Origin of the sequence: Flavobacterium sp. FlaQc-57 (assembly GCF_044007395.1) — a bacterium.
In the GTDB taxonomy this organism is placed as follows: domain Bacteria; phylum Bacteroidota; class Bacteroidia; order Flavobacteriales; family Flavobacteriaceae; genus Flavobacterium.
The window spans coordinates 73,393-94,349 of record NZ_JBIPDA010000001.1; the positions used below are offsets into that span (position 1 = coordinate 73,393).

The 20,957-nt window shown below is 32.1% G+C and carries 22 protein-coding genes; 12 read left to right on the top strand and 10 right to left on the bottom strand.

Annotated features, from left to right (window positions below):
• The first annotated feature begins 48 nt into the window (after window positions 1–48).
• The 5 genes from menA (at window position 49) to ACHRVZ_RS00365 (ending at window position 4,760) form a co-directional block, all read left to right on the top strand.
• The gene (gene menA / locus ACHRVZ_RS00345) at window positions 49–1,011 is read left to right on the top strand and encodes a 1,4-dihydroxy-2-naphthoate octaprenyltransferase (RefSeq protein WP_395420009.1); all 963 of its coding nucleotides are present in this window, start codon (window positions 49–51) and stop codon (window positions 1,009–1,011) included.
• Window positions 1,012–1,040: 29 nt separating this feature from the next.
• On the top strand, window positions 1,041–1,718 hold the full coding sequence (locus ACHRVZ_RS00350; RefSeq protein ID WP_395420010.1) for a metal-dependent hydrolase: 678 nt from the start codon (window positions 1,041–1,043) through the stop codon (window positions 1,716–1,718).
• Window positions 1,719–1,868: 150 nt separating this feature from the next.
• Window positions 1,869–2,378 carry a DUF2199 domain-containing protein gene (locus ACHRVZ_RS00355; protein WP_395420011.1) on the top strand — a complete coding sequence of 170 codons (510 nt, stop codon included), beginning with the start codon at window positions 1,869–1,871 and terminating at the stop codon, window positions 2,376–2,378.
• Window positions 2,379–2,419: 41 nt separating this feature from the next.
• Window positions 2,420–3,622, top strand: coding sequence for a tetratricopeptide repeat protein (locus tag ACHRVZ_RS00360; RefSeq protein WP_395420013.1), 1,203 nt, complete (start codon window positions 2,420–2,422; stop codon window positions 3,620–3,622).
• A 91-nt stretch (window positions 3,623–3,713) separates the two neighbouring features.
• On the top strand, window positions 3,714–4,760 hold the full coding sequence (locus ACHRVZ_RS00365) for an o-succinylbenzoate synthase (protein WP_395420015.1): 1,047 nt from the start codon (window positions 3,714–3,716) through the stop codon (window positions 4,758–4,760).
• Window positions 4,761–4,868: 108 nt separating this feature from the next.
• Here the strand turns inward: ACHRVZ_RS00365 and ACHRVZ_RS00370 are convergent, their stop codons facing one another.
• Together ACHRVZ_RS00370 and ACHRVZ_RS00375 are read right to left on the bottom strand one after the other, a co-directional pair.
• Window positions 4,869–5,417, bottom strand: a complete 549-nt coding sequence (locus tag ACHRVZ_RS00370; protein WP_395420016.1) for a hypothetical protein — start codon at window positions 5,415–5,417, stop codon at window positions 4,869–4,871.
• A 20-nt stretch (window positions 5,418–5,437) separates the two neighbouring features.
• Window positions 5,438–6,349, bottom strand: coding sequence for an OmpA family protein (locus tag ACHRVZ_RS00375; RefSeq protein ID WP_395420017.1), 912 nt, complete (start codon window positions 6,347–6,349; stop codon window positions 5,438–5,440).
• Between the two features lie 201 nt (window positions 6,350–6,550).
• Between ACHRVZ_RS00375 and ACHRVZ_RS00380 the strand changes: the two genes are divergently transcribed.
• Both ACHRVZ_RS00380 and ACHRVZ_RS00385 read left to right on the top strand, forming a co-directional pair.
• Window positions 6,551–7,024 carry a CYTH domain-containing protein gene (locus ACHRVZ_RS00380; protein WP_395420018.1) on the top strand — a complete coding sequence of 158 codons (474 nt, stop codon included), beginning with the start codon at window positions 6,551–6,553 and terminating at the stop codon, window positions 7,022–7,024.
• Between the two features lie 4 nt (window positions 7,025–7,028).
• Window positions 7,029–7,994 carry a YpdA family putative bacillithiol disulfide reductase gene (locus tag ACHRVZ_RS00385; RefSeq protein WP_395420019.1) on the top strand — a complete coding sequence of 322 codons (966 nt, stop codon included), beginning with the start codon at window positions 7,029–7,031 and terminating at the stop codon, window positions 7,992–7,994.
• A gap of 59 nt (window positions 7,995–8,053) precedes the next feature.
• On the opposite strand, the gene ACHRVZ_RS00390 is transcribed toward ACHRVZ_RS00385, so the two are convergent.
• Complete coding sequence (locus tag ACHRVZ_RS00390; protein ID WP_395420020.1) at window positions 8,054–9,622, bottom strand: YdiU family protein; 1,569 nt, start codon at window positions 9,620–9,622, stop codon at window positions 8,054–8,056.
• Window positions 9,623–9,738: 116 nt separating this feature from the next.
• Window positions 9,739–10,272: a peptide-methionine (S)-S-oxide reductase MsrA gene (gene msrA, locus ACHRVZ_RS00395; protein WP_395420021.1), complete on the bottom strand. Its 534-nt coding sequence runs from the start codon at window positions 10,270–10,272 to the stop codon at window positions 9,739–9,741.
• 181 nt (window positions 10,273–10,453) lie between these two features.
• Between msrA and ACHRVZ_RS00400 the strand changes: the two genes are divergently transcribed.
• Window positions 10,454–11,941 (top strand): aminotransferase class V-fold PLP-dependent enzyme, encoded by a 1,488-nt coding sequence (locus ACHRVZ_RS00400; protein WP_395420022.1) that lies wholly within the window; start codon window positions 10,454–10,456, stop codon window positions 11,939–11,941.
• A gap of 218 nt (window positions 11,942–12,159) precedes the next feature.
• Here the strand turns inward: ACHRVZ_RS00400 and ACHRVZ_RS00405 are convergent, their stop codons facing one another.
• From ACHRVZ_RS00405 to ACHRVZ_RS00425, 5 genes are read right to left on the bottom strand one after another with little or no spacing between them, the layout of a single operon-like run.
• On the bottom strand, window positions 12,160–12,630 hold the full coding sequence (locus ACHRVZ_RS00405; RefSeq protein ID WP_395420023.1) for a nuclear transport factor 2 family protein: 471 nt from the start codon (window positions 12,628–12,630) through the stop codon (window positions 12,160–12,162).
• A gap of 52 nt (window positions 12,631–12,682) precedes the next feature.
• Window positions 12,683–13,207, bottom strand: a complete 525-nt coding sequence (locus ACHRVZ_RS00410) for a hypothetical protein (protein ID WP_395420024.1) — start codon at window positions 13,205–13,207, stop codon at window positions 12,683–12,685.
• A gap of 10 nt (window positions 13,208–13,217) precedes the next feature.
• Window positions 13,218–13,694, bottom strand: coding sequence for a hypothetical protein (locus tag ACHRVZ_RS00415; RefSeq protein ID WP_395420025.1), 477 nt, complete (start codon window positions 13,692–13,694; stop codon window positions 13,218–13,220).
• Between the two features lie 6 nt (window positions 13,695–13,700).
• Window positions 13,701–14,378: a peptidoglycan DD-metalloendopeptidase family protein gene (locus ACHRVZ_RS00420; RefSeq protein WP_395420026.1), complete on the bottom strand. Its 678-nt coding sequence runs from the start codon at window positions 14,376–14,378 to the stop codon at window positions 13,701–13,703.
• Window positions 14,379–14,383: 5 nt separating this feature from the next.
• A complete protein-coding gene (locus ACHRVZ_RS00425) occupies window positions 14,384–15,049 on the bottom strand; it encodes a spermidine synthase (protein ID WP_395420027.1) in 666 nt (221 codons plus the stop codon).
• Between the two features lie 65 nt (window positions 15,050–15,114).
• Here ACHRVZ_RS00425 and ACHRVZ_RS00430 point away from each other — a divergent pair, with 65 nt between their 5' ends.
• Window positions 15,115–15,666, top strand: a complete 552-nt coding sequence (locus ACHRVZ_RS00430; RefSeq protein WP_395420028.1) for a 1-acyl-sn-glycerol-3-phosphate acyltransferase — start codon at window positions 15,115–15,117, stop codon at window positions 15,664–15,666.
• Between the two features lie 84 nt (window positions 15,667–15,750).
• Here the strand turns inward: ACHRVZ_RS00430 and ACHRVZ_RS00435 are convergent, their stop codons facing one another.
• Window positions 15,751–16,227: a helix-turn-helix transcriptional regulator gene (locus ACHRVZ_RS00435; RefSeq protein WP_395420029.1), complete on the bottom strand. Its 477-nt coding sequence runs from the start codon at window positions 16,225–16,227 to the stop codon at window positions 15,751–15,753.
• Between the two features lie 312 nt (window positions 16,228–16,539).
• On the opposite strand from ACHRVZ_RS00435, the gene ACHRVZ_RS00440 reads away from it, so the two are divergent.
• The 3 genes from ACHRVZ_RS00440 (at window position 16,540) to ACHRVZ_RS00450 (ending at window position 20,927) form a co-directional block, all read left to right on the top strand.
• Entirely contained in the window at window positions 16,540–17,694 is a 1,155-nt protein-coding gene (locus ACHRVZ_RS00440) for a M14 metallopeptidase family protein (RefSeq protein ID WP_395420030.1), read from the top strand.
• A gap of 77 nt (window positions 17,695–17,771) precedes the next feature.
• Complete coding sequence (locus tag ACHRVZ_RS00445; protein ID WP_007805990.1) at window positions 17,772–18,251, top strand: Lrp/AsnC family transcriptional regulator; 480 nt, start codon at window positions 17,772–17,774, stop codon at window positions 18,249–18,251.
• A gap of 90 nt (window positions 18,252–18,341) precedes the next feature.
• Window positions 18,342–20,927 carry a phosphoenolpyruvate carboxylase gene (locus ACHRVZ_RS00450; protein WP_395420031.1) on the top strand — a complete coding sequence of 862 codons (2,586 nt, stop codon included), beginning with the start codon at window positions 18,342–18,344 and terminating at the stop codon, window positions 20,925–20,927.
• Window positions 20,928–20,957: the final 30 nt, after the last annotated feature.

The window sequence follows — 20,957 nt, forward strand, 5'->3', positions numbered from 1 at the left end:
AATATGAAACTTAAAACCTGAAACAAAAATTAAACAAAACAAAATATAATGAAACATTGGATTGAAGCCGCTAGATTGCGCACACTACCTTTATCAGTTTCCGGAATTATAGTTGGAAGTATTTATGCTTTATCAAATCCAACAGCTACCATTAATACACCAACAGAAGTATTTAGCTGGAAAATTTTTGGTTTTGCACTTTTGACAACACTTGGTTTACAAGTTCTATCCAATTTTGCAAATGATTATGGCGATGGAGTAAAAGGTACTGATAACGAAGATAGGATAGGACCAAAACGCGCTATACAGAGTGGTGTTATTACGCCAAAGGAAATGAAAAAAGCAATAATCATTACATCATTATTGACTTTATTATCAGCAATTATCTTGATTTACTTTGCATTTGGCGAAACCAATTTCAGGTATTCTATTTTCTTTTTATTGTTAGGAGTTGCAGCAATTGTTTCTGCAATTCGTTATACAGTTGGTAATTCGGCATACGGATATAAAGGTTTTGGAGATGTATTTGTTTTTATTTTCTTCGGACTTGTAAGTACATTAGGAGTTAATTTTTTATATTCAAAAGAAATTGATCCGCTTTTAATTTTACCCGCAATTTCAATTGGTTTATTGAGTGTTGGCGTATTAAACCTAAACAATATGCGCGACGAAGAGTCAGACAGAAAATCTGGAAAAAACACAATTGTTGTACAAATAGGAGGTTCAAAAGCCAAAATTTATCATTTTTCATTGATCATAACAGCGATGCTTTTAGTGGTTGTTTTTGCCATTTTAAGTGATTATAATTTCGATCAATATTTATTTTTATTGGCTTACATACCTTTAACTAAACATTTAATTACCGTTTATAAAAACCAAGATCCTAAGCTATTAGATCCGGAATTAAAAAAGCTGGCTCTGAGTACATTCTTGCTTTCTATATTATTAACAGTTTGTATGATTTCGTTAATTTCAGACATTATTGTTAATCTTTTCTTAGGCGGAAGATAAAAGAAGTTCAACTTTAAATTTTAATCAAAATGAAAATTACATTTTACGGACACGCGTCTTTAGGTATTGAAGTTGGTGGAAAACACATTATCGTTGATCCATTTATAACCGGAAATCCGTTGGCTTCGGCAATAGATATAAACACATTAAAAGCAGATTATATTTTACTAACGCATGCGCATGGCGATCACGTTTTAGATGTTGAAGCGATTGCAAACCGTACAAATGCTGTAATCGTTTCTAATGCCGAAATTACAAGTTATTACGCAAAATTGGGACTAAATGCGCACCCAATGAATCACGGTGGAAGCTGGCAATTCGATTTTGGAAAGGTAAAATATGTAAGTGCAATTCATTCAAGTTCTTTTCCTGATGGAAGTTACGGCGGAAATCCGGGTGGCTTTGTAATCGAGGGCGAGCATAAAAATATTTATATCGCAGGCGACACAGCGCTTACAATGGATATGAAACTGATTCCAATGCGAACAAAACTTGATTTAGCGATTCTTCCAATTGGAAACAACTTTACGATGGATGTTGAAGATGCAATTATTGCTTCTGATTTTGTAGAATGTGATAAGATTTTAGGATATCATTTTGACACATTTGGTTACATCAAAATCGATCACGAAGATTCAATACGCAAATTTTTCGATAAAGGAAAAGATTTGATGCTACTTGAAATTGGTGCATCTTTAGAATTATAATTTTAGTAATTCTAAACGAATTTGAAGAATTAAGGAGCTAATCCCGCCTTTGGCTATATCTTTTTCGAGGCAATAATCCTGAAATTCGGGATGCCTCAAAAAAAATAACGTCTCTATCGGGTCTAAAAATACTATCACATCTATCGAGATATGGACGAAATTAAATTTATTTGTGAATGTTGCGGTAAAGAACACGAGAGTTGGCCTGCAATAACTTACAATTCCCCAAGTAGCTATCATAATCTTTCGACTCAGGAAAAAGAAGAAATAGCCGTAATTGACGAAGATTTTTGCGTAATAAAACATTCAGATCAGGTAGATCGATTTATTAGATGTGTACTAATTCAAAAAGTTAACGATCATTGCGAAGATTTAGAATATGGTTTTTGGGTTTCGTTAAGTGAAAAAAGTTTTAATGATTATCTTGAGAACTTTGACAACGAAAATCATGAAACACAATATTTTGGTTGGCTTTGCAATTATATTCCAGAATACGAATTCGTAGGTAGTATTCCAACAACAGTAGTTACACAAAAAGGCAACAATAGACCCGAAATTTTTCCGCATCAAGATTTTGACCATCCTTTTGTAAAAGATTATTATGAAGGAATCACAAAAGAAGAAGCGGAAAATAGGATTTATAAAATGCTAAAAAATTAGGCTTGAAATTTGTAGACGACATTTAAACTAAATTTATAAAAATGAATTTAAAAAAAATTGCCCTATTTCTTTTAATTACAATCTCTTACAGCACATATGCCCAAAAAGATGGTTACTGGGACAAAGAACGTGCAACTACAAAAGAAATTATAGTTTCAGCCCGAGATAGAATTGTTTTAAAAACAGAAGATTTGCCCGTTGGAACCACAGAAATTGTGTACCGAATTACACTTTTAGATGAAAATCAGCAGATGGCAAATAGTTTAGTTTCTTTACTAAAATCAATTCCAGATCCAACAGGAGTAAGCCAAGGTTCAGCAGGCGCCGTATTTTTAATGTCTAAAATTTCTGGTGATGACACGTGCACTTATGCTCTTTTTACATCAAACGAAAATGCTAAAAAATACATTGAAGACGGAAAAACTGATAAAGCTTGTTATGCTCAGGAAACTCCGTTGAGCAAAGATGCGAAACGATTGTCATTAGATAAATCTTCCTGTTTAGCACAAAATAGCAGTACAATTTGGTTTGGTTTTCACAGTAAAAACTGGCTTTTAAATCAAAAAGTAGTTTTAGAAGTTGTACCGTGGGTAGACACAAAACTAAATCGAGGCTGGAATCAAGACAATAAAAATGAAATCATTAGCCTTTGTAAAACGTCAACAATGGCACAAAAAATGGCAAACTCTGATGATTTTTGTGTTTGTATTTTAGAAAAAATAATGAAGCAATATCGTTATGCAGAATTTCAAAAATTGCTGGCAATAGAGAAAAATAAAGCTTATAAAGATTTTGGGAATACTTGTTATAAGGATGTAGATATTTCTAAAAACGTTTACAACGATCTAAGAATTCAAGCTTCAACTTTAATAAAATTGCAAAAATACAATGAAGCAATTCAAAAGTTAAATACGATAATTAATGACGGAAAGGCTTCGGCACTGGATTATAGTTCAATTGGTTACTGCTATATTTTGACCAAACAGTACGGAAAAGCGATTAAGTTCCTGAAAGAAGGTGAGAAATTAGATGATACAGAGTTATTAGTGAAGCTAAACTTAGCACACGTTTATCTGTTGAGTGATGATTATAGTGAAGCAAAGGCTATCTATAAAAAATATCAAACTCAAAATGTTACCGATAGCTTAAGCTGGAAAGATAAAACAAAACAAGACTTTACAGTTTTTCAAAAAGCAGGATTACCTTCAAATGATTTTGATAAAATTTTAAAACTGTATAACTAAGAAAAAAGTTTCGCCACAGATTTCACAGATTAAATTGTTTTAAAACAAATCCTTAAAATCAGTGGAATCTGTGGCATAAAAAGTAAGTATCGTGAAAGCAACCTATCATAAATACATGCTCGAATTCAAACGCCCGTCAGGAACTTCCAGAGGGATTATGACCGAAAAAGAAACCTGGTTTATTATTCTTGAAGAGAATGATAAAAAAGGAATAGGCGAGTGCGGAATACTTCGTGGTTTAAGTGCCGATGATCGGGATGATTATGAAGATAAACTAAAATGGACGTGCCAGAATATTCACTTGGGTGAAGCAGCACTTTGGGAAACTTTATTGGAATTTCCATCGATACAATTTGGTATAGAAATGGCTTTTTTATCTCTTAAAAGCGAAAATCCATATTTATTATTTCCTTCAGATTTTACCAATAATACTGAATCAATTGCTATTAACGGATTGGTTTGGATGGGTGAAGCTTCGTATATGAAAGAACAAATTGAAGAAAAATTAGATGCTGGCTTTAGCTGTATTAAGCTTAAAATTGGTGCAATAGATTTTGATAAAGAATTAAATTTATTGAAGTTTATCAGAAGTCATTTTTCTGCAGAGCAGATTGAAATTAGAGTTGATGCCAACGGTGCATTTGCCTTAAATGAAGCTTTAGATAAACTAAATCAATTGAATCAATTTCAGCTGCATAGCATTGAGCAGCCCATTAAGAAAGGAAATACTCAAGCAATGGCCAATTTATGCCAAATTACACCATTCCCAATTGCTTTAGATGAGGAACTAATAGGTATCTTTTCATTCAAAGAAAAAGAAGAATTACTTCAAAAAATTAAGCCGCAATATATAATTCTAAAACCAAGTTTTATTGGGGGATTTAGAGGAACTCAGGAATGGATCACTTTAGCTGAGAAGTATAATATAGGTTGGTGGATTACCTCTGCATTAGAAAGTAATATAGGTCTAAATGCAATCGCGCAATGGACATTTTTACAAAACTCAAAAATGCCGCAAGGACTAGGAACCGGAGCACTTTACACCAATAATTTTGATTGTCCGCTTGAAGTGAAGGAAGGCAAATTATGGTACAGTCAATCTACAAAATGGAATTCTGATTTTCTTTATATAGTATAGAAAAAAGTTCAAATAGAAAGGCTCAAAACTACAAAGATTAAAACTTATAAATTAAGCCTTATTTACCTTTGCAGCTTTGAGCCCTTGAACCTTTTTTGAGCAATTTAATTACTCTTTTCCGCCATCAAGAGCATCTTGCCAGTCTTTTAATTCCTGCCATTTTCCTTGATAAGCCAATAAAGCTTGTTTGGGCCATGTTCCAGGATTATGAATAGCAAAATTTTCACCGGCTGCATCCAGAATAGATTGCAATTTATCAGTGGTGGCTTCAGAAAGGGCATGCCATGTTTTTATTCCGGCATCATTGAACAAAGCTTCGATTTTTGGACCGATCCCTTCAACGATTTTTAAGTCATTTTCTTTTATTTTTTTGCCATAAACAGTTGCAGCCAGTGCGCTGTCAAATAGTATTGTTGGCGCTGCTGCAAAGGACTGAGGAGCTGATGCTGAAATTTTGGATTTTGCAGCTAAATCAGCTTCTAGTGAAGTAATTTTTGCGTTTAAATTTCTTGTATTCGCTTTACACGCATCTAAATCAGCTTGTAATGACAATGCAAGTGAATCATCTCCTTTAGAATTCATTTTTCCTAGTAAGTAACCCAAAATTCCACAGATTAACCCCACTAGCGCAGGTATTAAGATACAAGGTATATTCATAATAGTATATTTTTGATTAATTATTTGATTGTAATTACAGTTCGTCTGTTATTTGCTTTTCCTTCGGCCGTTGTATTTTCGCCGGCAGGCTCATCCGGACCTTTTGATTCTGTAGTAATTCGGGATGGATCAATACCATTTTTCGATAAATAATTTTTAGAAAAATCAGCACGTTTTTGCCCAAGAATAACATTTGAATCACGATTTCCAACATTATCACTATGTCCTACAGCTAAGATGAGTGCATCTTTGACATGTTCCATATATTTAACCAAGTCTGCTACTTTTTGCTTCTCAACATCAGTTAGTTTATCGCTCGATTTATTAGTGTTAAAATGAAGCACTAAAGGATCTCCATTAATTTTTTCTTTCAGGATAACCCATTCATCGGTTGCCGCAGGAGTTACTTCTAAAGCTTCAAATTTGTATTCAGCTGGCCCTAAAAGAGTATCTAGTTCCATTTTCCACTTATCTATTACTTCTCCTTTTGTATTAAATTGAGAAGCAGATAAACCTTTGGAAACGAAATACTTCTTGATATCGTTTGCCCTCGCTAAACCAAGATTATCAAAAGTTGTAGTGTTTTTTTCGTCAGAAGTAGCATAACCAGTTATGGTAATTTTCTGCTTTGGGTTTGCAACTAGAAAAGTTTTAAGATTTTCAATTCCAATTGAGACAGAATCGCTAACAGGCAGAACAACTGCAAAACTGTTTTTAAGGAACTTGATGTTATCATTTGTATGATAATCAATTCCGGAACCATTTAGAATAAAAGGGACAAAAATCTCGTCCTGAGCCACAACTAGCGGTACTTTTTCGGTATCAACAGCTGGTGTTTTCATAGTGCAATTGCAACAAAAATTCACATACAAAAAAGTACCTAAAATGATTGTTAATGCAATGCCTAATAGATAAAGTGCTTTTTTAGACATAAGTGATGAAGTTAAGATTCTATCAAATTTAACAAAAAAATAAATACAGAATGCATTAATAATCAGTTATTTTAAAGTTATGTTTCTAATTTTGAGGTAATTATATATAAGTATACATTAAGAATGAGTAATTTGTTAAAGTCAATTACAAGACAAACTTAAATTGAGTAACTTGCATAAAAATTAAATTTAGTCATCAAAATGGTCGAAATAGAAAGAAAGTTTCTTGTAAAATCAGATGATTTTAAAGAACAAGCTTTTACTCAAAATAAAATAGCTCAAGGATATTTAAGTGCTGTTCCGGAAAGAACTGTTCGCGTTAGAATAAAAGGCAACAGAGGTTTTATAACCATAAAAGGAATAGGGCATCAAGGCGGAATGTCTCGTTTTGAATGGGAAAATGAAATTCCTTTAAATGAAGCACAAGAATTGCTTAAATTATGTGAAAAAGGTAAAATTGAGAAAACTCGTTTTGAAGTAAAACTAGGAAAACACATTTTTGAAGTTGATGAATTCTATGGAGAAAATGAAGGTTTGGTTATGGCAGAAGTGGAGTTAGAATCTGAAACAGAATCGTTTGAAAAACCGGAATGGCTTGGAGAAGAAGTAACTAATGATCCAAGATATTACAACGCATACTTGAGTAAAAATCCTTTTAAAGATTGGGAGAAGTAGAATTATGAATGAATATGATTTAATAATTGTTGGAGGCGGCCCAATTGGTTTGGCCTGCGCAATTGAAGCTCAAAAGAAAAATCTAAAATATTTAATTATAGAAAAAGGTGCAATTGTTAATAGTATTTTTAACTATCCTTTGTATATGACTTTTTTCTCTACTGCCGAAAGGCTTGAAATAGGCGATATACCATTCAATTGTTTAGCTCCAAAACCTGGTCGTCAGGAAGCTTTGGAATATTATAGAAACATTCATCGCTATTTTAAATTCTCGATTCATCTATTTGAAAAAGTAACTCAAGTTAAAAAGTTGCAAAACAATCATTTTGAAGTTATTACAGATAAAGCTATTTATTCATCTAAAAACGTTATTATAGCAACAGGTTTTTACGACATTCCAATTCAGATGAACATTAATGGTGAAGAACTGCCTAAAGTTCGACATTATTACAAAGAAGCTCACGAATATGCTTTTAGAAACATTTTAGTAGTGGGAGCAAATAATTCATCTGTTGATGCAGCTTTAGAATGTTGGCGAAAAGGAGCAAATGTCACGATGGTTATTCGCAAAAACGAAATCAATAACAGAGTGAAATATTGGGTAAAACCAGATATTGAGAACCGAATAGCGGAAGGAAGTATAAAAGCTTATTTTGAATCAAATATTACTGAAATTCGCGAAAACGAAGTCGAAATTGATACTCCAAATGGAAAAGTTACAATAGAAAATGATTTTGTACTGGCATTGACCGGATACAAACCTGATCTGACTTTTCTTGAAAAAATGGGAATTCAACTTTCTGATGATGATTTGGAGACACCAACTTATAATCCGGAAACAATGGAAACTAATGTAGCAGGCTTATTCCTGGCAGGAGTGGTTTGTGGCGGAATGCAAACTCATAAATGGTTTATCGAGAATTCTCGTATTCATGCCAATATGATTGTAGATTATATTACGTCGAAATAAAAAAATTACCACAGATTAAAGAATTTTAATGATTAATCCTTTAATCTGTGGCAAAAAAATTAAGAACTGCAAGAAAGCATAGAACAACCTACTTTAGATCTAGCCCAATCTGGTCGTTTTGCAAACCATTTTTCAAATTCAGGCTGTTCATCGTATGGCTTTTGTAAAAGCAAATACAGTTCATCGATCAAAGAATAATCATCTTTGTCGGCTGCATCAATTGCCAATTGCGACATATAATTTCTTAAAACATATTTTGGATTAATAAGATTCATTTTTTCTGCACGAACTTCATCTGAAAGCGCTTCTGTATTTAATCTCTGAAGATAAACTGCAAACCATTTTTTCCATGATTCTAAAATTTCTCCATTGATTTCTTCAGGTTTATAAAAAGAATCTTTTATTTTTTCAATCGCTTCTTCAACGGAATTTAATACTTGAATTTTACTTAAATTTCTGAAAAATATGGTCATATCAGTTTCAGATAATTGTAAAACGGTCTCCAAAGCTGAGATTAATTTACCATCAGCTTCAGTTGAAGTAAATAATCCTAATTTACTTAAAAACATTAGCTTATAATCTGATTCAAATTCAGTAATAAATGATTCTAATATCTTTTCTAAAGGTTCAGCTTCATTGATTAACGGATAAATAGCATTTGCCAGTTGATACAAATTCCATTGCGCAATTTGAGGCTGGTTTCCAAAACGATATCTTCTGTTTTGACTATCAGTAGTATTTGGAGTCCAATTCGGATCGTAATTTTCAAGCCATCCATAAGGTCCGTAATCAATCGTGATTCCGTGAATTGACATATTATCAGTATTCATCACACCATGCACAAAACCAACTCGTTGCCAATGTAAAATCATTTCGCGGGTTTTATCGGCAACGTTTTTAAAAAACTCTAAATATTGCGCTGTAGATTCTCCTTTAATTTCCGGGAAGTAATGTTTGATATTGTACTCTACAAATTGTTTTAGATTTTTGAGTTCATTGCGAGCAGTTAACATTTCAAAACTACCAAAGCGAATAAAAGATGGAGCTACACGACAAACAATCGCACCTTTTTCGTATGCCGGATTCCCATTGTACAAAATATCACGCAAAACTTCATCTCCAGAAAGCATTAACGACAGTGATCGGGTAGTGGGAACACCTAGATAAAACATGGCCTCGGCACACAAATGTTCTCTTACTGACGAGCGTAAAACTGCCAAACCATCGGCCGTTCTGGAGTAAGGAGTTTTTCCTGCACCTTTTAATTGAAGCGTAAAAAACTGATTGTTGTGCTCAACTTCTGTTAGATTGATCGCGCGACCGTCGCCCAGTTGTCCCGCCCAGTTACCAAATTGATGACCAGCGTAACACATAGCATAGGGATGTGTTCCTGGAAGAATTTCTTTTCCTGAAAAAGTATTCAAAAAAGATTCCGACTGGATTTCATCAGCTGAGATACCAACCAATTCAGCTACTTCTTTAGAAGCATGGATAAGTTTAGGATTTGAGGGTTTCGTTGGATTTACATACGAAAATAACGCGTTCTTCACCTGGCGAACTTCATTAATTTCGCTAGGATCTGCAGGTAATTCAGCAGTAAATCGATTATTTATTTTTAAATTTTTCATTAGAATTTATTTCTTTTACAGCCACAGATTACACAGATTAAAATGATTTTAGCCACTTGCTTTCAAATCTCACAGAGATTTAAAATAATCATTTAAATCTGTGGCATAATCTTTTTTTAGTCCACCAATTGATTAGCGTACATCTTTTTTAGCTTTTGAATTTTAGGATCAATTACTATCTGACAATAACGTGCATCTTGATTGTTATTATAATAGTTTTGATGATCTTCTTCAGCTTCATAAAAAACTTCAAAAGGAGTCAATTCAGTTACAATTGAGTCTTCGTAAAAAGGTTTTACTTCTTCAAAAACCTGCTCTGCAATTTCTTTCTGTTCATTATCATGATATAAAATGATAGAACGATATTGTGTTCCACTATCTGCTCCCTGACGGTTCAAAGTTGTTGGATCGTGACTTGTCATGAATATAAAAATCAAATCGTGGTATGAAATTATGTCAGGATCAAAAGTAACTTGTATGACTTCGGCATGGCCGGTTCTGCCAGTACAAACTTCACGATAGGGAGGATTCTTAATAAAACCTCCGGAATAACCAGATTTCAAGGATTTGATTCCTTTTAGACGCTGAATTACAGCTTCAATACACCAAAAACATCCACCACCAAAAGTAGCTACTGATAAATTTTCCATAAAATAGTATTGTTTAAGTTCTATTGCCCTATTAATCCGATAGAATATTGTGATAAATTATTAAAAAAAAGAGTATTTAATTAAAGATACTAAACGGTTATTTAATGTTTGAAGTTTACAATTGATAAATTCGCAATTCTATAAAAAAGCAATATATTTGCAGTCAAACACGGGCACACTAATGAATAGCAAAAATAATACCATCACTTTAGAAACCTATTTTCAGGATTTTAGAAAGCATATTGTTGGAATTGAACAGGAATTTACTTCTCCATATGGCAAAAAAAAGATCATTTATACAGATTGGACTGCCAGCGGAAGATTATATCGACCAATAGAAGAGAAACTTTTGAATGATTTTGGGCCGTTTGTGGCAAATACTCATACAGAAACAACTGTGTCAGGTACTGCCATGACAAAAGCATACCATCATGCAAGAAACATTATCAAACGTCATGCAAATGCTAATAATGATGATGTTTTAATTACTGACGGAACCGGAATGACTGGTGTTGTCAATAAATTTCAACGAATTTTAGGTTTAAAGATTCCTGAGAATCTAAAAGATTGTACTATAGTTCCTGCCGAAAAAAAACCTGTTGTTTTTATTTCTCATATGGAACATCATTCTAACCAAACCTCTTGGTTAGAGACGATTGCTGATGTTGAAATTATTCCTTCATGCGAAAAAGGACTTTTTAGTCTGGATAATTTAGCGCAATTATTAGAAAAATATAAAGACCGAACGATTAAAATTGCTTCAATAACATCGTGTTCGAATGTTACAGGATTAAAAACGCCTTTTCATGCAGCATCAAAATTAATGCATCAGCATCATGGTGTTTGTTTTGTTGATTTTGCCTGTTCTGGGCCTTATGTAGAAATTGACATGCATCCTGAAGATCCTGAAGCATACTTAGATGCTGTTTTCTTTTCGCCGCATAAATTTTTGGGAGGACCGGGAACTTCAGGTGTTTTAATTTTCAATAAAAAGTTATACAATAATATGATTCCGGATTGTCCCGGCGGAGGAACAGTGAGCTGGACAAACCCTTGGGGTGAACATAAATATATTGATAATATAGAGGATCGCGAAGATGGCGGAACTCCTGGTTTCTTGCAGGTTATTAAAACTGCATTGGCAATTGAGCTAAAAGAAGAAATGGGGATTGAAAACATTTTGCAGCGTGAACATGAAATTGTTGATTTTGTTTTTAATGAATTGGATGCTGTACCCAACATTAAAATTTTGGCTGGACAACATAAAAATCGTTTAGGAGTTGTTTCATTTTTTATTGAAAATCTTCATTTTAATTTAGGTGTGAAATTATTGAATGACAAATTCGGTATTCAAACCAGAGGTGGATGTAGCTGCGCCGGAACTTACGGACATTTTTTACTACATGTAGATCAGGAAACTTCAAACAAACTGGTAGATGAAATTACTATTGGTGATTTAATTAAAAAACCGGGATGGATCAGAATGTCGATTCACCCAACTACAACTGATGAAGAAATTGCTTTTGTTTGCGAAGGCATTAAAGATTTGGCTAAAAACCACGAAAATTGGGCTTTAGACTATTCTTATAATAAAAACACAAATGAATTTGTTCATAAAAATGCCACTTCATTTGAAGATGAATTGGTGGCTGGCTGGTTTAAATCTTAAATTATTATAAAACAAAAAATAAATAAACCCGACAAGTTTTAAAAACCTGTCGAGTTTGTTATTTCTTGAAAATTACTATTGGTTCTTGTCTAGCCCCGATAGAGCCGGTATCCTTTGAGAGGAACGAACAAAGATATAGGCGAAAGCGGGAACTAATGGTTTTATGAAATTTTATAGTTCTGCTTCTAAAATATCTAAAAATGAATTATTGACTAAGCTTACTTTGCTTCCTGGAATTTTTTGAGCGACAATAATGCCTGTTCCTGAATTTTTTTCTGAAAGAAACCAGTCCATCCTAATAAATATCCTGTAACTCCAAAAGCTTGTTTTGACCATTTATAAATATCAAAACTGTCAGTATGTTTAATAATCAAACCATCTTGAAAAGTAAATTCGGCAGATACTTTATTGACTACGTTTCTATTTGTTTTACTGAAATTATAGGTTGCGATCCATTTTGCAGTACCTGAGAAATCATCTGCTTTTATTTCTGAAAACTCTATTTTGATATTTCCTTTGCTTTTTAAAATAAGCATTTCCCACATTTTAGAAACTTGTTCTTCTTTTAGTAAACCAAAAGCCGGATCAACAAAATGAATTTTTGAATGGTAGCATTCGCACATTGTCTTAGCATCAGCATTGGCAAAAGCGGTATAGAACTTTGTAATTAAAGCTTCGTTAGGATTCATAAAATGGAAAAATTAAAGTATAAATATAAGATTTATTACACAAATAAGATATTTATAAGGCGCTAATTGCTATAGCTGTGTCGAATGTTTTTTTTGATTTATCAAAAGCTGTCGAGAAGTAAGTCATTTTGTTTGAGGCTGTAAAATAACCCGTTTGATCGCCAAAAGCATTTGAATTACCTGTGATTATAAATCTAATCGCTTTGATATCAGTCTTTTTTAATTTATTCATTTCGGCTGGAGTGAAGTAATAATAAGACGACGTTTTGCCATCGAGTGTTTCATTATTATTTTTATCTACGCAGGCGATAACATCTCCATTTACTAAATCTACATAAACACCACCGGAAATTCTGGTTTTGTCGTTTGAGATTCCTATGGTCAATTTTAAAACTCCTCCTTTATCTGTTTTAGCAATCTGAACATTTGTTTCGCCTGTAAAAACATATTTTTCACAAATGAAAGTATAATTCTGAGTCGCCGGAAAAGGTTTTGAGCCTTTTACAATCATGGTTTCCTGAGCATTTGCAAAAGTCGAGATAAACAGTAATATAAAAAAAGGCAGTTTTAAATTCATAGGTTGTACTTTATTGTTCAGTTATTTTAGCATCAAATTTTTCATCCCAATCCATTGATTTTATGGCAGAAATTAAATTATCCTGATTTACAAAAATGCGTAATTCTTTATTGGCAACTTTTTTTGTGTAAAGGGCACGGTAACGATAAATGACTTCTTGTTTGGTTTTGTAAACGCCATCTAATTTTAAATCTATGAAACTTCCGTAATATTGTCTAAATCTCTGACAAGTTTTAGTCAAACGTTCTTCAGTCGTGTTTTCCATAACCGACTTGGTAACTTCAGTTTCATTAAAAGGTTTAAACTTTGATGTATTACAAGTTTCTAAAACTCTTTTTCCTAATTCGTAAGCTTTTCTTTGTTGATTAGAATTTACTTCGGCACTGGAAACTTTTTTAATTTTCAGATCTTCAGTATTTCTATTTACCGTTTTCGATTTACATCCAATTAACAACAACAAACATATGATCAATCCCGCTTTCTTCATAACTATTTAAGTAATTTTTAATAATAAGTTGGGGTCAGGGCAATTTTCTATATAAAAGTTCAGGTCATTTGTATTACAAACTCCAGGATAATCACCAGAATACGATTCGATATTTTGTATTATCTGAAAGTGTACATGTGGAGCATAATCTCCATTAACAGTTGAGTTTCCTAAAGTCCCAATTTTTTCACCTTTATTAAAAAATGTCCCAACACTAAGGTTTTCTATACTTTCTAACGATAAATGTCCGTATAAAGTATAAAATTTTTCATTTTCGACTTCATGCTGTAATATAATAGTTGGTCCGTAATCGCCCAAACCAATATTATTTTTAAAGCTGTGCACTTTTCCGTCGAGCGGAGCCAGAACCGGAGTACCAACTTTTGTCCATAAATCTAATCCAATATGAATGTTTCTTTCCGGAATAGATTCATTCTTAAAAATAGAACTTCTTTGATACAAAGTCCTACCTTCAATATATCCGCCAAAGGCAACTTCGGCATTATTTCTTTCCAAGAAGCTGGAAATATAAGATTCTAAATCTTCAGAGTTTTCAGGTTTTAAGTCAACCAATTCCTGATTGGTTACAGATAAATCTAATGCAATGTATTTTGAAAATTCAATACTTGAATCAATAACTTTAGTAGGCGGCAAGGATTTTAAAATAGAGGAAAGGGGTTTCATAAAATTTAGGCTAATTTTTCGATAATTATTAATTCATTATGCGCTTCAACGCGGGGCAGCATTTTTGAGGCGAATAATTGAGGGTTTATTTCTGAAATATATTTTTGGTTTCGAACGTTATGAGCTTCATCCAAAATCATGGTATTAAAAAGTACAAAACCTTTATTTTGTAAAAGTGAACAAACATGTCCGCTAAAAAAACTTTCAAATAAAAAGTTAGGCATTTTGATATCTTCAAAAACATCAATTATTATTAAATTGTACTTGTCTTTTGTTTTTAACACGAACTCAAAGGCATCATCAATAACAACTTCCAATTGTTTAATTTGATTGAGATTAAAATATTCGTTTGCAATTTTAATCATATCAGGATCTATTTCAACACCAGTGATTTTTCCTTTATATGAAATTTCATCGACTAATGTTTTAATAACGCTGCCGCCGGCAACTCCCAGCACTAAAACATGATTCATTTTAAGAATGGCATCGTAACCAATATTTCGAAGTCCGTACCTTAATATACGTTGTAAACTTCCGTATGAATAATTTGTATTTTCAGAATCCAGCACCAATTCTCCATTTGCCCAAGTAACTTCAATCATTTTGCTTCTTTGGGATTTTCTTTTAAATATTTTTATGGGAATAATGTAACTGAATAATTTTTGAATCATTTTAAATGCTTTTACTCAAAAATACCACTTTAAATCTTTTATTTTGCATTATAAAATAAATTTTAATGAAAAAACAATTCTATAAATTCATCTTTTTTAAGCTAATGGGCTGGAAAATAGTTGGAATTGAAAATGCGGAAGTGAAAAAATGTATACTAATGGTGATGCCTCATACAAGCAATCATGATTTTTATTTAGGAATTTTTACACGCGGCATATCAGGATTAGAAATGAACTGGGTTGGAAAGAAGGAATTGTTTAGATTTCCGTTTGGATATTATTTTAGAAGTGTAGGAGGAGAACCACTTGATCGTACAGGCGGATTGAATAAGGTAGATTCTATTGCATCTATTTTTGACAGAAAAGAAGTATTTAGACTAGCAGTTGCTCCAGAAGGAACTCGTAAAGGTGTTAAAGAAATTAAAACCGGTTTTTATTATATCGCCCTTAAAGCAAATGTACCAATTGTTCCTGTTGCTTTTGATTGGGGTAAAAAAGAAGTTAATTTAGGAAAACCATTTTTCCCGACTGGAGATTATGAATCCGATTTACAAATTCTTAAAAAACACTATGAAGGTGTTATCGGTAAAATTCCAGAAAATATGATTCATTTATAAAATTCCGATATTTTTTTCAATTGCGTGAGAATCGCTTAAATGAAATTTATTTTTAGAAATTTTGAAATACGCTAAAAATTAAAATCACGGGACATAAACCTTAAATGTCCCGTTTTTATAAAAAAAGACGATTTTCTCAATTTCCCCTTCTTCCGGATTTGAATTTGAGTTTTGGCTTCCTGTAAAATTTTTAATTTGAGGTTTTACATCTTCCTTATGATTAACCTCCGAAAATAAATCTCCTACTATTCTATTTTCATCTGATGAAATAGGAGCAATAGGATTTGCGAATTCACCAATAGTTTCAGTTTTTCTTATAACAGTTTCTTCGTCTGTTTTAGGAAAACTTCCTTTGCCATTTAAAATCCAGTATAAATCTACATCTGGAAAAACTTCAAGAATTTTCATTACAAAATCTAAACTAGGTTTGTTTCTTCCTGAAAGTAGGTGAGACATGCTTGATCGCTGAACGCCAATTCTATCTGCAAAAGTAGAGGCATTTAAAGCGTAATAGTCTAGTATAATTTCAAGACGTTTTACAAAATCATCGATGTTTACCATTGTAAATTATTATTTAAAACTTAAGTGTTTACAAATGTAACTAAAAGAAACTAATAAAGCAATTTTACAGTTGTAAATCAATATATTATGTGCTTTAATTGTGTATTATAGCTTTAAATGAAGTTGTTTATGTTTATGAAAAATAGATAGTTATAATTCAATAATTAAATTGGTAACAAATGTCAACTGACTTTACAGCATATTACTATTCCAGGATTAAATATCTGTTTACAATTCTGAATTATTAGAAATTCTTATTGTTTACAAATGTAAAAATAAAGATGTTTACTTTTGTAAACTAATCAAAAGACAATGAATTTAGAAGAATTATTTAACCAAAACAAAGAACAATCAATAGAAGGTCGATACCTAACTTTAGATCATATTCAACCTTTATTAAATAAACTCAATACTAATAATCAAGTCAAAATTATTGGTAAATCAGTTCTGGGAGAACCTATATATAGTTATGAGATCGGAACTGGAGAAACGCGTATTTATCTTTGGTCACAAATGCACGGAAATGAAAGCACTACAACAAAGGCGCTTTTTGACTTTATAAACGTATTGAATAATGGATCTGAATTTGCCGAAAAGCTTTTAAAGAACTTCACCTTTTACAGTATTCCAATTTTGAATCCTGACGGAGCAAGGCTTTATACCCGTGAGAACGCCAATAAAATAGATCTAAACCGTGATTCTCAAAACCTGACACAACCAGAAAGTACTATTTTGAGAGAACAATTCGAAGCTTTTAAACCTCATTATTGCTTTAATCTTCATGATCAGCGTACTATTTTTGGTGCGGGAACGACAGGAAAACCTGCAACAGTTTCATTTTTAGCACCTTCATACAATGAAGAGAGAGAGGTAAACGATACGAGATTAAAAGCTATAAATGTAATTGCAGGAATTAATGATGTTCTGCAAAAATACATTCCCGGACAAGTAGGACGTTTTGATGACTCTTTTAATATCAATTGTATAGGAGATACTTTTCAGTTTTTAGGAGTTCCTACTATTTTGTTTGAAGCAGGTCATTTTCCTAATGATTACGAACGAGAAGTTACTCGAAAATTCATATTTTTCTCACTTATATCGAGTTTTAAACTGATCTTCGAAAACGATTTAGTTGATAACAGAATTAATGATTATTTGAATATTTCACAAAATAAAGTGGTTTTTTATGATTTTATGTATAAAAATATCAAAATAAATTATGATGGTATCGAAATTATTACGAATTTTGTCGCACAATACAAAGAAGAATTGATTGAAAATAAGATTCATTTTAACGCTTACATTATTGAAGTAGGCGAATTGGAAAATTATTTTGGACATTATGAATACGATGCTAAAGGAGCAATTTATTCTGATGACTTTACTAATTTTCCGAAATCGAATCAAAAAGCAGATTTTTATTTAAATAAAAATGTTAAATTTGTTAACGGATTGATAAAAAGTTAATTTTTATGTGAATTTGTTGTTTTTTATACATATTTTTATACTTTGTAATAGCAATTAGTAATATTAATTAAAGAATTATGAGTAAATTTCGTTTAGATGAAGTAGATCACCAGATTTTAGATATGTTAATAGACAATACGAGAGTTCCGTTTACTGACATTGCAAAAAAACTATTGATATCTGCTGGAACAGTACATGTTAGGGTAAAAAAAATGGAAGACGCAGGAATAATAATGGGGTCTTCATTAGCCTTAGATTATGACAAATTAGGGTATTCATTTATTGCTTATGTGGGGGTTTTCCTTAATAATACATCACAAACAAAATTTGTATTAGAGCGAATCAATCAAATACCATTCGTAACAGTAGCTTCTGTAACGACAGGGAAGTTTAATATTTTTTGCAAAATTAGAGCAAAAGACACTAAACATGCTAAAGAAGTTATCTTCATGATTGATGATATTGAAGGTGTTTACAGAACAGAAACTATGATTTCATTAGAAGAAAGTATAAACGATAAGAAGCGTTTGATGCATACTATTTTTAAAAATATGTAATATTTTCTTGAATGCTATATTAAAATATAACCTCAAGTTTATTCTTGGGGTTTTTTTATGACTAATTAACCAAACAACTATAACACGATTATGTATACGTTACCCAAAATTGAACGTTTTAATCAAGATGTTCTCTCAAAATACCACATTTATAATAGTGTATTTATAACATTACCCTTTGATTCTATTGACAATACAGGAGTTTTACTTCCTTTATTTACAGAAACTTGCGAAACAGGATTTAAAAAACAAGAGACACCAAAAGAAATCTTTGATTTTTTCTCAAATAAGTTTTTAAACAATGCTTCTGAAACGGAGAAAATCGACTTAATGTTTCGATTTATTCAGTATATAGAGCGTCAAATTGTATTGTTTGATGCAATTGAAGACGCTGCTTTTCCAGAAGTAAATAACATGGAAGGGCGTGGTTCTTTGCGCGATATTAAAGAGAAATCTGACGCTAAAGAGAAAGATGATGAATTGATCGAATTCTTAGAAAACTTTAATGTTAGAACCGTTTTAACAGCGCATCCAACACAATTTTACCCTGGGCCAGTTTTAGGAATTATAAATGATTTGACTGAAGCGATTCGCTTGAATGATTTATTGAAAATAAAACAATTATTGGCGCAACTTGGAAAAACACCTTTTATTCAGAACGAAAAACCAAATCCTTATGATGAAGCGGTTTCTTTGATTTGGTATCTAGAGAATGTATTTTACGCAACTTCTGGGGAAATAGTTCATTATTTGCAAAAAAATATTCTGGATGGAAATGCAATTCAAAATCAATTAATCAAACTTGGATTCTGGCCAGGAGGAGATCGAGACGGAAATCCTTTTGTTACAACAGAAATAACTTTAAAAGTTGCAGAGCGTTTACGTACGTCAATTTTGAAATGTTATTACATTGAAATGAGAAATCTTAAACGCAAACTAACTTTCTCTGGTGTAGATACTTTAGTTGCTGAACTTGAACATAAACTTTATCGTTCTGTTTTTTATTCTAAAGGTGAAATTTATATCACATTAGAAGAATTATTGACGCAATTAAACCTTATTAGAGATATCATTATTGAAAAACACCAGTCTCTTTATTTAGACGAACTGGAAGCGTTTTTGGTAAAAATTAATCTTTTTGGATTCCATTTTGCAACTTTAGACATTCGTCAGAATAGTAAAATTCATGATGCCGTTTTTAAAGATGTTGTAAATCATTATTTAAATTCCGGGTCATCAATATTTCCTTCTAATTATTTTGAGCTTTCTGAATCTGAAAAATTAGATGTTTTATCTAAAGTTAGAGGAGAACTAAATCCAAGTGATTTTGATGATGAAATAACAAGATCAACACTAGAATCAGTTCAGGCAATCAAAACGATACAAGGAAACAATGGTGAATTTGGTGCAAATCGTTATATCATTAGTAATAATGAAAGTGCGCTGAATGTTATGGAAACCTTTGCTATGATTCGACTAAACAATTGGGAGAATCCTACGGTTGATATTATTCCGCTTTTTGAATCTGTTGATGATTTACAAAATGCGCATGAAATCATGGAGCAATTGTATACCAATCCAGAGTATTCTAAGCATTTGCAAGCAAGAGGAAACAAACAAACTATTATGTTAGGTTTCTCTGATGGAACTAAAGATGGCGGTTACTTAATGGCCAACTGGAGTATTTATCAGGCTAAAATAGCATTGACTGAAATTTCTAGAAAATACGGAATTAAAGCTATTTTCTTTGATGGTCGCGGTGGGCCTCCGGCACGTGGTGGTGGAAAAACACATAAATTTTATGCTTCTTTAGGACCAAAAATTGAAAATAACGAAATTCAGATTACAGTTCAAGGTCAAACAATTAGCTCAAATTTTGGTACTTTAGATTCTTGCCGTTATAATATCGAAAACTTATTAAGTGCCGGTGTAACAAATCAGGTTTTTAGTAAAGAGAAAAATGAACTTAGCGCTGAAGAAACTCAGATTTTGACGCAATTAGCCGGTTTAGGATATGATAAATATTTAAGTTTTAAAAATCACCCAAAATTTATTCCATATTTGGAAAAAATGAGTACGTTGAAATATTACTCTAAAACTAATATTGGAAGTCGTCCATCTAAAAGAAGCAAATCTGAATCATTAGATTTTGCTGACTTAAGAGCGATTCCTTTTGTAGGTTCCTGGAGTCAGTTAAAACAAAATGTACCTGGATTTTTTGGAGTTGGATCGGCTTTAAAACATTTTGAAGACACGGATCAATGGGATAAAGTACATGACTTATATCACAATTCTTTATTCTTTAAAACGTTGCTTGAAAACAGTATGATGTCATTGGCAAAATCATTTTTACCATTAACCGCGTATATGAGAAAAGATCCTGAATTTGGAGAATTCTGGCAAATTATCTACGATGAGTTTCAGGAAACAAAGCGTCTTTTATTAAAAATTGCAGGTCATAAAACTTTGATGGAAAACTATCCTGATGGTATAGCATCGATTCAAATAAGAGAGCGTATTGTATTGCCTTTGTTGACAATACAACAATATGCTTTGTTAAGAATTAATGAATTAAACAAAGAGAATAGTGGTAACGAAGAATTGATTAAAGTATACGAAAAAATCGTAACCAGATCACTTTTTGGAAACACTAATGCAAGTAGAAATTCAGCTTAATAAGAAGTTTTTGAAAATTGTATAACCCAA